Annotated in this window: 14 protein-coding genes; 3 read left to right on the forward strand and 11 right to left on the reverse strand. The window is 54.7% G+C overall.

Going from position 1 to position 14165, the window contains the following annotated elements; translation table 11 throughout:
- The first annotated feature begins 204 nt into the window (after positions 1-204).
- The gene (gene eat, locus WBB95_RS08720; protein ID WP_424487214.1) at positions 205-1569 is read left to right on the forward strand and encodes an ethanolamine permease; all 1365 of its coding nucleotides are present in this window, start codon (positions 205-207) and stop codon (positions 1567-1569) included.
- A gap of 111 nt (positions 1570-1680) precedes the next feature.
- Positions 1681-1848, forward strand: coding sequence for a DUF2897 family protein (locus WBB95_RS08725; protein ID WP_424487215.1), 168 nt, complete (start codon positions 1681-1683; stop codon positions 1846-1848).
- A 6-nt stretch (positions 1849-1854) separates the two neighbouring features.
- On the opposite strand, the gene WBB95_RS08730 is transcribed toward WBB95_RS08725, so the two are convergent.
- Together WBB95_RS08730 and WBB95_RS08735 are read right to left on the reverse strand one after the other, a co-directional pair.
- Entirely contained in the window at positions 1855-2703 is an 849-nt protein-coding gene (locus WBB95_RS08730) for an urea carboxylase-associated family protein (protein ID WP_424487216.1), read from the reverse strand.
- A 14-nt stretch (positions 2704-2717) separates the two neighbouring features.
- The gene (locus WBB95_RS08735) at positions 2718-3362 is read right to left on the reverse strand and encodes a GntR family transcriptional regulator (RefSeq protein WP_424487217.1); all 645 of its coding nucleotides are present in this window, start codon (positions 3360-3362) and stop codon (positions 2718-2720) included.
- Between the two features lie 133 nt (positions 3363-3495).
- Here WBB95_RS08735 and WBB95_RS08740 point away from each other — a divergent pair, with 133 nt between their 5' ends.
- A complete protein-coding gene (locus tag WBB95_RS08740) occupies positions 3496-4074 on the forward strand; it encodes a TetR/AcrR family transcriptional regulator (protein WP_424487218.1) in 579 nt (192 codons plus the stop codon).
- Positions 4075-4101: 27 nt separating this feature from the next.
- Here WBB95_RS08740 and WBB95_RS08745 read toward each other — a convergent pair whose 3' ends face one another.
- From WBB95_RS08745 to WBB95_RS08785, 9 genes are all read right to left on the reverse strand, one after another.
- Positions 4102-4434 carry a ComEA family DNA-binding protein gene (locus tag WBB95_RS08745; protein WP_424487219.1) on the reverse strand — a complete coding sequence of 111 codons (333 nt, stop codon included), beginning with the start codon at positions 4432-4434 and terminating at the stop codon, positions 4102-4104.
- A gap of 110 nt (positions 4435-4544) precedes the next feature.
- The gene (locus tag WBB95_RS08750) at positions 4545-6542 is read right to left on the reverse strand and encodes a polysaccharide biosynthesis protein (protein WP_424487227.1); all 1998 of its coding nucleotides are present in this window, start codon (positions 6540-6542) and stop codon (positions 4545-4547) included.
- Between the two features lie 83 nt (positions 6543-6625).
- Positions 6626-7663, reverse strand: coding sequence for an MraY family glycosyltransferase (locus tag WBB95_RS08755; protein WP_424487220.1), 1038 nt, complete (start codon positions 7661-7663; stop codon positions 6626-6628).
- A complete protein-coding gene (locus WBB95_RS08760) occupies positions 7660-8622 on the reverse strand; it encodes a UDP-glucose 4-epimerase family protein (RefSeq protein ID WP_424487221.1) in 963 nt (320 codons plus the stop codon). Before WBB95_RS08760 ends, WBB95_RS08755 begins: the two co-directional genes overlap by 4 nt.
- Positions 8622-9875, reverse strand: a complete 1254-nt coding sequence (locus WBB95_RS08765) for a glycosyltransferase family 4 protein (RefSeq protein ID WP_424487222.1) — start codon at positions 9873-9875, stop codon at positions 8622-8624. The genes WBB95_RS08760 and WBB95_RS08765 overlap by 1 nt, the downstream gene beginning before the upstream one ends.
- Before the next feature lie 13 nt (positions 9876-9888).
- Complete coding sequence (wecB, locus tag WBB95_RS08770) at positions 9889-11019, reverse strand: non-hydrolyzing UDP-N-acetylglucosamine 2-epimerase (protein ID WP_424487223.1); 1131 nt, start codon at positions 11017-11019, stop codon at positions 9889-9891.
- Between the two features lie 23 nt (positions 11020-11042).
- The gene (wbjC, locus tag WBB95_RS08775) at positions 11043-12161 is read right to left on the reverse strand and encodes a UDP-2-acetamido-2,6-beta-L-arabino-hexul-4-ose reductase (protein WP_424487224.1); all 1119 of its coding nucleotides are present in this window, start codon (positions 12159-12161) and stop codon (positions 11043-11045) included.
- Positions 12162-12164: 3 nt separating this feature from the next.
- A complete protein-coding gene (locus WBB95_RS08780) occupies positions 12165-13199 on the reverse strand; it encodes a polysaccharide biosynthesis protein (RefSeq protein ID WP_424487225.1) in 1035 nt (344 codons plus the stop codon).
- The coding region (locus tag WBB95_RS08785) for a glycosyltransferase (RefSeq protein WP_424487226.1) at positions 13192-14165 on the reverse strand (974 nt) is incomplete at its 5' end. The genes WBB95_RS08785 and WBB95_RS08780, both read right to left, overlap by 8 nt.

A 14165-nucleotide genomic window follows, 5' to 3' on the forward strand; every position in this document is an offset into this window, starting at 1 on the left:
ACCTCGCTCGCTGTGGGCGCCGGGCTTGCCCGCGATGGCGTCGGCCGAGTCACCACCGCCCCCATCTGGTGCATTGACGGAAAATTTCAAACGCCAAACCATCCCCCCAACGACAGCCGCGCGGCTTTACGACAATGATTCTCAGGCTGGCATGGCCGCTGCAACACCTTGAATCATTCAAAACCGTTCAGGGAGAGCAACACGATGAACACACAACTCAAACCCACTTTGGGCACCTTGCATTTGTGGGGCATTGCCGTCGGGCTGGTGATTTCCGGTGAATACTTTGGCTGGAGCTATGGCTGGGGCGTGGCCGGCACCTTGGGCTTTTTGGTGACCTCGTTGATGGTCGCCGCCATGTACACCTGCTTTATCTTCAGTTTCACCGAGCTGACGACGGCGATTCCCCATGCAGGGGGGCCCTTTGCCTACAGCCGCCGCGCCTTTGGAGAAAAAGGCGGGTTGATCGCCGGCCTGGCGACGCTGATCGAATTTGTCTTCGCGCCACCCGCCATTGCCTTGGCCATCGGGGCTTACCTGAATGTGCAGTTTCCGGCACTGGACCCCAAGCACGCGGCGGTGGGCGCCTACATTGTGTTCATGGGCCTTAACATTCTCGGCGTGAAACTCGCGGCCACCTTCGAGCTGGTGGTGTGCGTGCTCGCCGTCGCCGAACTGCTGGTGTTCATGGGCGTGGTCGCGCCGGCGTTCAGTTTCAGCAACTTCGCCCTGAATGGCTGGGCTGGCTCCGACACCTTTGGCGCACCCGCCATCGCAGGGATGTTTGCGGCCATTCCTTTCGCCATCTGGTTCTTCCTCGCAATCGAAGGCGCGGCCATGGCCGCCGAAGAAGCGATAGACCCCAAGCGCACCATTCCAAAGGCCTACATCAGCGGCATCCTGACCCTGGTAGTCCTGGCCATGGGCGTGATGTTCTTCGCTGGCGGCGTGGGCGACTGGCGCACGCTGTCGAACATCAACGACCCGCTGCCGCAAGCCATGAAAACCGTGGTGGGCGACAGCTCCGGCTGGCTGCACATGCTGGTGTGGATCGGTTTGTTCGGCCTGGTGGCCAGTTTCCACGGCATCATCCTGGGCTACTCGCGCCAGTTCTTCGCCCTCGCCCGCGCCGGTTATCTGCCGTCGTTCCTGGCCAAACTGTCGCGTTTTCAAACGCCGCACCGGGCAATCATCGCTGGCGGCGTGGTCGGTATTGCCGCCATCTACAGCGACGGTTTGATCAACCTGGGCGGCATGACACTCACCGCAGCAATGATCACCATGGCCGTGTTCGGTGCCATCGTCATGTACATCATGAGCATGCTCAGCCTGTTCAAACTGCGTAAGACCGAACCGCTGCTGGAGCGCACCTTCCGCGCACCGGGTTATCCGATCGTACCCGGCATCGCGCTGGTACTGGCCGTGGTGTGCCTGGTGGCGATGGCCTGGTTCAACACGCTGATCGGCCTGATCTTCCTGGGCTTTATGGCGGTAGGCTTCATCTACTTCCAGTTGACTGCGCAAGACCGTGCCGATGCGCCGGCAGATGCGATGCTGACAGGGCTGTGAGGTTAATGAGGCGGAACAGGCCTACACTGAACTACTGAGAAAGCCTGTTACTCAAAGCCGTTATTACCGTGGGAAAATTCTCCCACGGCAATCCGTCTCAAGGAGCGCCTTATGCCGTGGTATGCATGGTTGATTTTAGTGGTAGCGATCGGATCGATCGTCGGTGGGCTGATGATGCTGCGTGACAGCGCCAACAAGGTGGAACTCACCGACGAACAACGCAAGCGCGTGGCCGAGCGCAATGCCCAGGCAGACTCCAAGGACGCGCAGGATCGCTAGGCAGGTTTATTCCCACGCCGCCTTGGCAATGTGCAAACCGTGCTGCCCCTTGTAGGCAGCACGTTCCGGCTGGCTCCAGCCACTGAGCAATTCATCCTCCAACCTGTAGATCTCGACGCCCAGCGGACGGCACACCGTCAGCGGGTCCTGCGCATCCGGCCCCCACATCGGCAGCGACAGGTCCCCGCCGGGGCAGGTCGACAGCGCGCAGAGCAAATCAATCTCGGCGAAAAACTCCAGGTAGTCGCCCTTTTGCGCCGGGCAGGCTTTCATGAAGTACATGTCGTCGTGATTGAGGCCGGTGCATTGGAAAATGTTCAGCACGTCGTGTACGTCGAATTCCGTCAGACCGTGGGCCAGCACGGCGCGGGTCAGGTTTGAGTGGCAGTGATGGTGGAAGTCTTCCCCCGTCAGCATGCGATTCACATAAGGATCGCAGCGCGTGCCGAGCAGGTCGTGCAGGCGCCCGCCGTGCTCATCAATGCCGTAGCTGGCCAGGCTGTCATCGGTAATCGTCACCAGCGGTCGCAGAAAGGGCAGGTTTGACCACAAGCGGTCATGGGTGCTGACGTGCGCACCCTGCAATTGGCGCGTGCGCGCAGCCCACAGACGTTCGCGCGGGTCATTGGCGTTCCACACGTTAAAGTCGCCGACCTGCGGGCCCACCGGGGTTGTCACACGGAACACATGCCCGGCCGGCACCTTCCATGCCCTGCCCGTGCGAATCGGCACTTCGAATTGCTCGATCAGCGTGCGCTGGTCAGCCCGGTCACGAATCCGCTCGTAGAACGCCGTGTCGACCTGCAACGCCGAGCCTTTACTGACCTGGTAAGCCGCTGGGTAGTCTTTGTACATGGGGCAATCCTCCATCAGGGGTGGTCAAACAGAGCCAACGAAAGGCGTAGCGAATCGTGCAGGTACAGGCTCATTGCCTCCTGCGCCGCGCGCTTGTTACCGTCGGCCAGCAGAGCGTAAATCTCACGGTCGCGTTCCAGCCAGGGCGACTGGAATCGCTGCTCATCGGGCGCTGCGCAAAACACCAGGCGCAATTGAGCAATGACCTGGGCGAAAAACTCATCGAACAGTGGGCTGCGCATCAACCCGACAATCTGCTGGTGAAACACCAGGCTGTGGGTCGCCACGGCACGCCAGTCTTCACGTTCCCGGGCCAGCGTGGTGGCATCAATGGCGTTTTGCATACGCTCGGCCTGATCCTCTGTCAGCGCGCCGCTCTGGGCGATAGCCTGCAATTCGAGGGTGCGCCGTACGACGAACAGATCGCGCACCTCTTCACGCGCCAATCGCCGGACCATCACGCCTTTGTTGCGCACATAACGTGTCAGCCCTTCTTGGCCCAGGCGATGCAGGGCTTCGCGGATCGTGTTGCGCGAGGCGTTGTACGCCTTCACCAGGTCAGCTTCGACCAGCGCCATGCCGGGCAGTAAACGCCCGCCGATGATGTCGGCACGTAACTCCAGTGCAATCTGGTCTGCCAACGACAAAGTCAGTGTCATCATCACCTTCCGATTGTTGAACAATCACTGAAGCAAACGTAATCACTTTCCATGCCAACGCATCTCGCCGTTGCCTCGATGGGTAAAAAGAGCCAACTCCGCTAATATCCCCGCACGTTCCCGAGGCACTCCTATGCGTTACTCACAACACCACAAAGCTCAAACCCATCAGCGCATCATCAAGGAAGCCTCCGTACGCTTTCGCCGTGACGGCATTGGCGCCACTGGCTTGCAGCCACTGATGAAGGCGCTGGACCTGACGCACGGTGGGTTCTACGCGCATTTCAAGTCCAAGGATGAACTAGTGGAAAAGGCCTTGCAGGCGGCAGCTGCGGAGCTGGACGTGCATTGTGAAACGTTGTTCTGCCAAGAGCGGCCATTGGACGCCTTCATCGACAGCTACCTGTCTGAATGGCACCAGACGTCGCCTCATGAAGGCTGCCCACTCACCACGATGTCTGCGGAACTGGGCCTCAGAGGTCAGCAAAGCCCGACCACAGATGCGGTCTTGGCGGCTCGTCTAAAGCAGATTGAAACTGCACTGGCCGATGGCCGTGGCGATGTGCAGGGCCTGCTGATTATGTCGACACTGGTGGGTGCGCTGGTGCTTGCCAGGAGTGTCGAGGATTCGACCCTGGCGATACGAATTCTTGATGAGGTGCGTGTCAGTTTGAAAGCTCGGTTTTCAGAGCGTAAAAAGGCCGGTCAGTGACCGGCCTCCTGCGCTGCTTTTATACCCTTACTGAATAGCCAGCTTGTCGCGATTCTTCTCCAGCAGCGCCTTGCCGATACCCTTTACTTCCAATAGCTCGTCCACCGCGGTGAAGGGGCCGTTGCTTTCGCGATAAGCAATGATTGCCTTGGCCTTGGCGGCGCCGATACCGAATAAATCGCGACGCAGGATTTCAGCATCGGCGGCGTTGATATTGACCTTGGTGGATTGCTCGACGTTGGTCATCTGGGCCGCGAGGGGGGTTGGGGCGTCGGGTTTGATCGACGGGGCCGCCGTGGCGGCTACGGAGAAGGTGGTGAGAAAGGCAAAGATCAAGGAAGAGATGTAGGCAGTTTGCATTGGTGACGCTCCATGACATCGGTAGAAGAAAGCAGCTTTTCCGAAGCTGCCTTCCAAACTTAGGTGATGTTGGCAGAGAGTCAAAAGTGGGTGAGTAACAGGGTGTTAAATCAGGGGTCCAAACGACGCTGTTGGTAGATCCAATCGACGATTTCGCCATCGGGGGCATACCCGCTGACGGTGTCGCGAAGCAGCTGGCGAACCCGAGAGTAATCATCCTCATCGATCGCTGTCAGGAGCTCTGAAAGCTTGCTTTTGAGCAAGTCCCATGACAAATGGTCTTCATTGGCGCTCATGATCATGGGGTGCTGAGTCGCAACGACGTTGTCACCGATGAGTAACTCTTCGTAAAGCTTTTCACCGGGACGCAGGCCGGTGAATTCAATAGAGATATCACCGTGGGGATTTTTGTCGGAGCGCACACTCAAACCGGAAAGATGGATCATCTTCTCCGCCAGTTCGACTATTCGCACCGGTTCGCCCATATCCAACACAAATACGTCACCGCCCTGCCCCATGGAACCCGCCTGGATGACCAACTGAGCAGCTTCGGGGATGGTCATGAAATAGCGGGTGATTTTCGGGTGGGTCACCGTAATGGGACCTCCCCATTTGATTTGCTTGTGAAACAGCGGAATTACAGAACCGGAAGAGCCCAGCACATTGCCAAAGCGCACCATGGTGAAACGGGTCTTGTTGACGCAGGAGATGTTGAACTTGTCGCCAAACATGACCGGAGCCAACTCATGGCTCAAGGCCTGCAGCGTCAACTCGGCCAGGCGCTTGGAACTGCCCATCACGTTAGTCGGGCGCACAGCCTTGTCTGTGGAAATCAGGACAAAGTTGGCAACCCCCACCTGAAGCGCCGCCTGTGCGGTGTTCAATGTGCCGATAACATTATTCAGAACGCCTTCGGCAATATTGTGCTCGACCATGGGTACGTGCTTGTACGCGGCCGCGTGGTAAACCGTATCGACACGCCAGGCTTTCATGACATCCAACAACTTGCCCGGGTTACGCACAGACCCCAGGATCGGCAGCAACTTTACAGGCAATGACTCGCGGGTTACGCGCTGCTCAAGTTCAGAAAGGATGCTGTAGAGATTGAATTCGCTGTGTTCAAACAGCAGCAACGTGGTGGGACGTAGCGACAGGATCTGACGACAGAGTTCAGAACCGATGGAGCCGCCCGCTCCCGTCACCATCACGCATTGCCCCTTGATACAGTGTTCAAGGAGCTCGCCTTGCGCGGGCACGGAGTCGCGACCCAACAGGTCAGCAATGTCGACCTCCTGGATGTCATCGACCTTGACGCGACCACTGGCCAGATCCATAAAACCGGGCACGCTGCGCACATGAAGAGGGAAGCCTTCGAGGAAGCCGAGGATTTCTCGACGGCGACCCCGGTTGGATGAAGGAATCGCCAGCAGGATCTCTTGGGCGCCGGTAGCATCAATCATGCGTTGTATATGTTTGGGTTTGTAGACCTGAAGGCCGGAAATCACACGGTCGGCGATACTGGCATCGTCATCGATGAAGGCAACCGGACGCATCAATCGCCCTATCCGCAAAGCGGCCACCAATTGGTTGCCGGCCGCTCCTGCGCCATAAACGGCAACGCGCGGCAACCCATCGTCACGACTGGTGAATGGCACGTGCTGGGATGCGGAGAACCAATCCCCAAGAAAGTACTGACGCATGGCTAGACGCAGTCCACCGACCATGATCAGACTGAGCCACCAGTAATTAAAGATGATGGAACGTGGAACGACGTGCTGGTGATTGCTGTTCCAGTAGACAACCAGCCCCAGGATCAGCGCCGAGAGGCTGACGGCCTTGATGATAGCGATCAGCGCATCGTTACCGAAATAACGCATGACTGCGCGGTACATCCCAAAGCGAACGAATAACGGGATAGCCACGACAGGAGCGGCGACAAAGAGCCACAGATGGTCCCGAAAAGGGTTGGCCATCTCATCAACGCCGAGCCGCACGACAAATGCCAGCCACAATGCCGCCCAGACCACCAGGACATCGGTAGTGACTTGAATCAGTCGTTTTTTACGACGTGGCAACCCCACCAGCAAGGCGCGTAACCTGTCCATAATCCCGTCATCCACCTCAGGCAGTTCCTCTCGTTAATAACCACATGACCATTCTGGATATCTGACATTTCAGACCCGTTGAACCGTCAGACGCCTTTCGCCGCAGTGTCAATTTTTTCCAGCTCGCCGGCATGGTACTTGAGCGCCAGGAGCACCAGGGGCACATAGGCGATCACAACACCCAGCGCACCGTCCAACCCAAGCACAACCACGCACATTGCCACAGGCAGTAACCAAAACAAGTTGAGCCCGGCGACCGCGAGTGTCACCGGCAAATGCCGCCCAAACCGCCGGGAAGCAAATTGATAAGCATGGCTGCGATGCGCTTCATACACCTTGTCTCCGCGTACCAGCCGACGAATCAATGTAAAGGTGGCGTCTACGATGAACACCCCCAACAAGATCAACCAGGCCCAGAGTAACTGCGAAGACGACCAGGCGGCCTGGATGGAAAAAACGCCTAGAACAATCCCAAGAAAACCACTTCCGGCGTCGCCCATGAATATGCGAGCAGGTGGAAAGTTCCAGAATAGAAACCCCGCTACCGCCATGGCCAGAACCAGCGGCAGTAAAACCAGGTCAGCATGACCACTCATCCAGTACAGCAAGCACATGCCCAGGCATGCACTGATAGCTTCAACACTTGCAATACCGTCAATGCCATCCATGAAATTGTACAAGTTCAACATCCAGACCAAGTAGAACGCCGCGAGTACGCCCCCTACCCATCCCAGGTTTATGGTCACACCAAACACCGTTATTTCAGGCAAGCCGCCGAGCCAGTATAGCGCCCATGCAGAAGCGACAAAGTGCCCCGCCAGACGCCGACGGGCAGCGATATGCCCGTGGTCATCCATGAAGCCGATGATTGCAATCAACGCACCCGCTCCGCCAACCGCCAGCAACGTGTGAAACGACACGATTTCAGTCCACCCCAGCCAAAGCAGCGCCAACAGGAAAGAGACGACGATGGCGACGCCTCCGCCGCGGGGCGTGGGTACGGAATGAGAACTGCGCGCGATCGGAATATCGATGATGCTATGAGCCAGAGCGTAGCGACGCAACGCAGCCGTCAGCACCCACGACAAAACAGCGATGACCGCAAAAAACCACCAATTCGTCATTGTTTCTTATCACTCATGTACTGCACAGCCACGGCCTTAAGTGCGTTGTCCACTGAAACGGGAGGCGACCACTGCAACAACGTCCTGGCCTTATGGATATCAACCTGCAGCGAGCCGCAAAGCCTTTGGGACAATGCCTTTTTACCCATGAGGTTGGCCGCAGTACTGAGCATCCAACTTGGAATAGGCAGCAGGCGAGCGGATTTGCCGAGCGCCGCAGCGGTCTTGTGCAACAGCTGGGTCGTGGAAAGATCCTCGCCGTCACTTACCAGGAAGACCTGGTTGGCGGCGGCGGGATGAGTAAGGGAGGTGACAATCAAGTCCACCAGGTTGTCCAGCGCCACCAGGCTGCGACGATTGTCGATAGCCCCAAAAGGCAGCGGCACACCCTTGTCCAACCAGCGCATCATATTCAAGAAGTTGGCTTTTACTCCCGGCCCATAAACCAGTACAGGGCGGATAATCACGACCTCCATATCCGTGCGTTCAGCCAACGCCAGTAACCCCTGCTCCGCTTCAAACTTTGAAATACCGTAGGGATCACTCGGCTCAGGCCGGTCATCCGTTGTATAGGGCCTACCTGGCAACGTCCCTTCGCCATTGACCTTGATGGAACTGATGAACACAAACCGTCGAACACCGGCTTGCGCGGCCTGCTCCGCAAGGCTCAAAGTGCCCTGCACGTTCACCTTGCGAAAAGCTGCCAGTGGATCTGTTTCGGCATCGTTCATCACGTGAACGCGTGCTGCGCAATGAACCACCGCATCGATGCCAACTAAGCTTTCTTGCCAGTGTGTGGTGTCAAATGCATCAAACCGAACAACCTGCACACCTTTTTCAAGAGCGTCGGCGTTGCCACGAACGGCTGCCGTGACATTGGCGCCATCCGAGATCAGGCGCCGCAAGACCGCCCCACCCACAAAACCGGTGGCACCGGTCAAAAAAACGGAATGCGTCATTACTGCTGGTCCTTACGTAAAGTTGCCTCGCGAAACAGCGCTTCCAGACGAGCCAACAATGTAGGCTTCGAATAATTTTCCAGATAATACTGCCGCCCAGAGACGCCCATTGCCTTTCGCTGTTCGCTATCCAGAGCAGCCAATTTCGAAGTGATGTCAGCCAAGGCAACCCCTTCGCCTGAAGGGCAGCACAACCCCGCACCCGCCGCTTCGATAACATGAGCTGCCTCTCCGTTGATCATGCCCAATATCGGCTTTCCAGACGCAAGGTAAGCCTGAACCTTGCCTGGAATGGTTTTCTCAAACACCTCATTGGTTTTGAGCGAGACGAGCAATGCATCTGCGCAGGCGAACAAACCGGGCATTTCTTTCAGCGGATGACGCCCCAGCAACATGACGTTATCAATCTTGCGAGTGCTGAGTTCAGTGGCGAGCCACTCACTCATCCGGCCATCACCTACAATGACCCAGCGTATCGAGACCGTCCCGACAAGCGATTGAGCCGCATCAATGATCGCGGGAAAGTCCTGCGCCTCACCCAGGTTACCGGCGAAGAGTACGGTGAAAACCGATTCATCTCGATAAAGTAACGTTGATGTCGGCTGCACAGCACTGGAAAAATCATCCTCAGCCCAACTGGGAAAATAAACCAGGCGATCCGCATCAATACGTTGGGTGCAGTACTTCCTCACACTCTCAAAAAAACCATGAGACTGAAGTAACAAGTAGTCAGCGCGGTTGTAAATCCAGGACACCATTCGACCCACGGCGCCAAGCAACAGCGGATTATTCACCGCACCAACCGCACGAAGGGTTTCAGGCCACAGATCCAGGACCCAAATAAACACGGGCGCCCGTTTGATGCGGCCGATTACCAACGCTGGAATAGCAGCCATGATGGGTGAGACGGCATAAACGAACACAGCGTCGAACTGCTTTCCGCGCAATTTCCAGGGCCCTAAAACTGACGCCGCAATAAAAAAAGACGCGTAATTCAACATCAGGCCGATACTGCGTTTGCCTCGCGCGATCAGCGGGACTCGCACAACACTTGCACCCGCATACTCCGCAAAATTTTCCGGAGCCTCTCGATAATCGCTGTAGATGCAACCCTCAGGATAGTTTGGCAACCCCGTCAATACCGTAACGCAATGGCCCTTTTCGGAAAAATCACGAACAAGATCATTAATACGCATATTCTCAGGCCAGAAATATTGCGTAACAACCAATATGTTGAGCTTTTGATCAGGCATTGACAGGACTCAGTCAGTAACGTTTCCAGACTATCCGGTTCACATAGTCGGTATAACTATGAATAATTCTCGCCACTTTTTCAGACACGTTCGGCATGCTGTAATCAGCGACTTGGCGCAAGGTTCTATTATTGTCGGTACCTTGTCCTTCCAATACACTCAGGCCTTGAAGCACGCGATTAACTTCCAGGCCGACCATCATTACGGCTGCTTCCTCCATCCCTTCTGGACGTTCGTGCGCTTCACGAATATTCAGCGCCGGAAAATTCAGTATAGATGACTCTTCGTTAATCGTTCCACTGTCTGACAACACTGCCTTCGCCGTAAGCTGCAGCTTATTGTAGTCTTTGAAACCCAAGGGTTTGAGCAGCTTTACGTTCTCATGAAACACTATGCCCATTGCATCTACACGCTTTTGCGTGCGCGGGTGTGTGGACACAATAACCGGGACGCCATATTGAACCGCCACGGTATTGAGCACATCAACAAGTTTCAGAAAGTTCTTGTCCGAATCAATGTTCTCCTCACGATGAGCACTGACAACAAAAAATTTGCCTTTCTGCAGACCCAGTCGTTCAAGAACGTCCGAGGCCTCAATGCCCTCGCGGTAGTGGGTCAGTACCTCAAACATCGGGCTCCCGGTCTTTATAACCATGTCCGGAGACAACCCCTCACGCAACAAGTAATCACGAGCAATCGTACTGTAAGTCAGGTTTATATCGGCGGTGTGATCGACGATACGACGATTGATCTCCTCCGGCACGCGCATATCAAAGCAGCGATTCCCCGCCTCCATATGGAACGTAGGGATCTTGCGGCGCTTGGCAGGGATAACCGCCATGCAGCTATTGGTGTCACCCAGTACCAGCAGGGCTTCTGGCTGAACTTCGGCAAGCACACGGTCGACAGCGATAATGACATTACCGATCGTTTCTGCCCCACTGGCACCGGCAGCATTTAAAAAGTGATCCGGTTTACGAATGGCCAAATCCTGGAAAAAGATTTCATTAAGCTCATAGTCGTAATTTTGGCCGGTGTGAACCAGAATATGTTCACAGTACTTGTCAAGCGCGCTGATAACGCGCGACAAGCGAATGATTTCAGGGCGGGTACCGACGACCGTGACAACTTTCATTTTCTTCATGACTATTTATACTCGAGATTATTTTAGGCTTCAGTACCCACAGGCATCGTGAAGGTGTCGGGGTGCTCACGGTCAAAAATCTCATTAGCCCAAAGCATAACGATTAACTCAGCATCGCCGACATTGGTCACATCATGAGTCCAACCGGGTACCGTCTCGACAATTTCAGGCTCTTCTCCGGTGGTGAATAATTCATAAAATTCACCGGAGACAATATGTCGAAACCTGAAACAGGCATGGCCTTTAATGACAAGGAACTTTTCTGTCTTGGAGTGATGGTAGTGCCCACCGCGCGTAATACCCGGGTGGGCGGTGAAGAATGAAAATTGCCCCGCATCCGGTGTTTTAAGCATTTCAACAAACACCCCACGCGGATCCTCATACTTGGGAACCTTGTAGGTGAACCGTTCAGTCGGCAAGTAACTCAGGTAGGTCGAGTACAACGCGCGAACCAGGCCGGTGCCTACGCGCTCACTGATCATCGTCGTGCGACTGTCGCGAAACGCGGTGAGTTGCTCAACCAGCCCACCCACACTGATACTGTACTGGGGTTCAACGCTGACAAAGGATTGCGCGCTTACTTCACCCTCCATGACGCAGATGAACCGTGCAACTACATCGTCGATATAGACAAGGTTAATCATCGCCTGCGGATCATTGACCTTGATCGGAATATCGCGAGCGATGTTGTTACAAAAGGTCGCTACTGCAGAATTGTAGTTAGGCCGTGCCCATTTTCCAAAAACGTTCGGCAAACGGAAAATATACACGGGTGCCTTCACGGATGACTGCAGATTCAGCAGTAATTCCTCGGCACCGCGCTTGCTGCTGCCGTAGGGGTTATCAAGTTCCGCTTGGCTGGACGACGTGTACAGCACCGGTACTGGCCGACCGCTGCTGATTACGGCGTCACAGAGCGCCCCGGTCAGATCGGTGTTGCCCGTGTTGAATTCCTGAGGGTCAACAGGTCGGTTGACACCCGCAAGGTGGAAAACAAAATCCACCTGCGCCACCAAGCCAGGCAGGCTCGACAGCGCGTCGTCGCGAGTAAACCGCAAGACCTGGATATCATCACGCTCGCCCAAGTGCGAGATGAGATTCTGTCCGACAAAACCATTGGCGCCCGTAATCAGAACCTTCATTGTTTATTCCTCAGGTGTCGCATGCTCGCCGCGCTGGATCGCGTGCATGAAGTCCAGCTTCAACAACAACTTTTGCATCCCGGCGACGTCCAGGCGCTCGGTGTTATGGGAGTTGTAGTCTTCGGTTCTGGATATTTTAGCTTCACCTTGTTCTACAAATTTTGAGTAGTTCAGGTCGCGCAAATCGGGTGGGATGCGGAAGTATTCGCCCATGTCTTCAGCAGAGGCCATTTCTTCACGGCTCAACAAAGCTTCGAACAACTTTTCGCCATGGCGGGTGCCGATAACCTGAATGTCGTACTCTGGTTTGCCCATCATTGCGGTCAGCGCCTTAGCCAACACCTCCACAGTGGCAGCAGGGGCTTTTTGCACGAACAAATCACCGTTATTGCCATGCTTGAAAGCGTACAGAACAAGGTCAACGGCATCGGCCAGCGTCATCATGAAACGCGTCATATTGGGATCAGTCAGGGTCAACGGCAGGCCTGCACGGATCTGCTCAATGAACAACGGGATCACCGAACCACGAGATGCCATGACATTGCCATAGCGCGTACCACAGATGACCGTCTTCGTTTCATCGACATTTCGCGACTTCGCAACCATGACCTTTTCCATCATTGCCTTGGAGATTCCCATGGCATTGATCGGGTATACCGCCTTGTCGGTGCTCAGGCATACAACCCGCTTCACCTCATTCTGAATTGCCGCTTCGAGCAGATTCTCAGTACCCAGAACGTTGGTTTTGACAGCTTCCATTGGATGAAACTCGCACGACGTGACCTGCTTCAACGCAGCCGCGTGGAAAATATAATCAACGCCTCGGGTAGCGTTCAGGACACTTTGATAGTCCCGAACATCACCGATGTAAAATTTCAGTTTGGAGTTCGCGTAGCGCTTACGCATGTCATCCTGTTTCTTTTCGTCGCGACTAAAAATTCGGATTTCGGCAATATCGGTGTCTAGAAACCGCTTAAGAACCGCGTTACCAAAAGAACCGGTACCTCCGGAAATGAGCAACTTCTTGCCTTCAAACATAACGTTCTCCTCTGATTTTTTCTAACAGCTTATGCACCTGCACACCAGGCATTTTATTTTCAATAATAAATTCTTTGGCGGAACGACCTTTCGCCACTAGCTCGACATCCGACAGCTTAGAAACCTCTCTCAGCTTCGCTGCCAACCCATTATCACCCGGGGGCACCACAAAGCAAAAATCATAATACTCATCCGGTATACCGTCCAGCGCATACATCAATACCGGCGTACCCGACGACATGTATTCGATGACTTTAGAAGGAAACGAGAACTTCGTAAACGTCGACTCGTTATTTCGAGGATTAATCAGCAATTTTGCATTTCGCTGAAAGTTGAGTACCGCGGAGCGATCCAATTGCCCGAGAAATTTCACCCTGGGGTTGTCGGCTGCAATCGACTCAACATAAGCACGGTCATCGCCGTCACCGCATATCAACAATTCGTAATTATCGATTCCAGACGTCAAAAAAGAATCAAGCAAGTTTCTTATCCCGTACCGGCGATCCAATGTTCCACTGTAAAGAAAATAATTCTCACGGCACTCGGCGTCGCCGGCAGAAATATACTTCGCATCGGCAATGCCCTCTATGACGACCTTTTTTATGTCTGCGCGAAACACATTCACCATCTGGGCAGTAATCGCAACAATACTGTCGGCTCTGTTGACGACAAAATAAGAGACCTTGGACAGCATTTTGAAAACGAGCTTCATGAAACCCGTTCTTACGCTCATGTACTCAGGCAAGTCCGGAACAATGACACACAGGTGGATATCTTTTCTAATACGCGTGGCCATATAGCAGGCCACCAAGAACGGGAGGTGCATGGAATAACACACCAGCACACATTCGTTTTCTTTATGCTTCTTAGCCTGTGACAAAATGTGCGTGACCGAAAGAGCAATCTTATGAAAATTTTTCAGCACTGCCAGGTTAAAAAATCCCACATTGGAAACGGTTGCACGCC

It is taken from the genome of Pseudomonas sp., from assembly GCF_049645325.1.
GTDB lineage: Bacteria > Pseudomonadota > Gammaproteobacteria > Pseudomonadales > Pseudomonadaceae > Aquipseudomonas.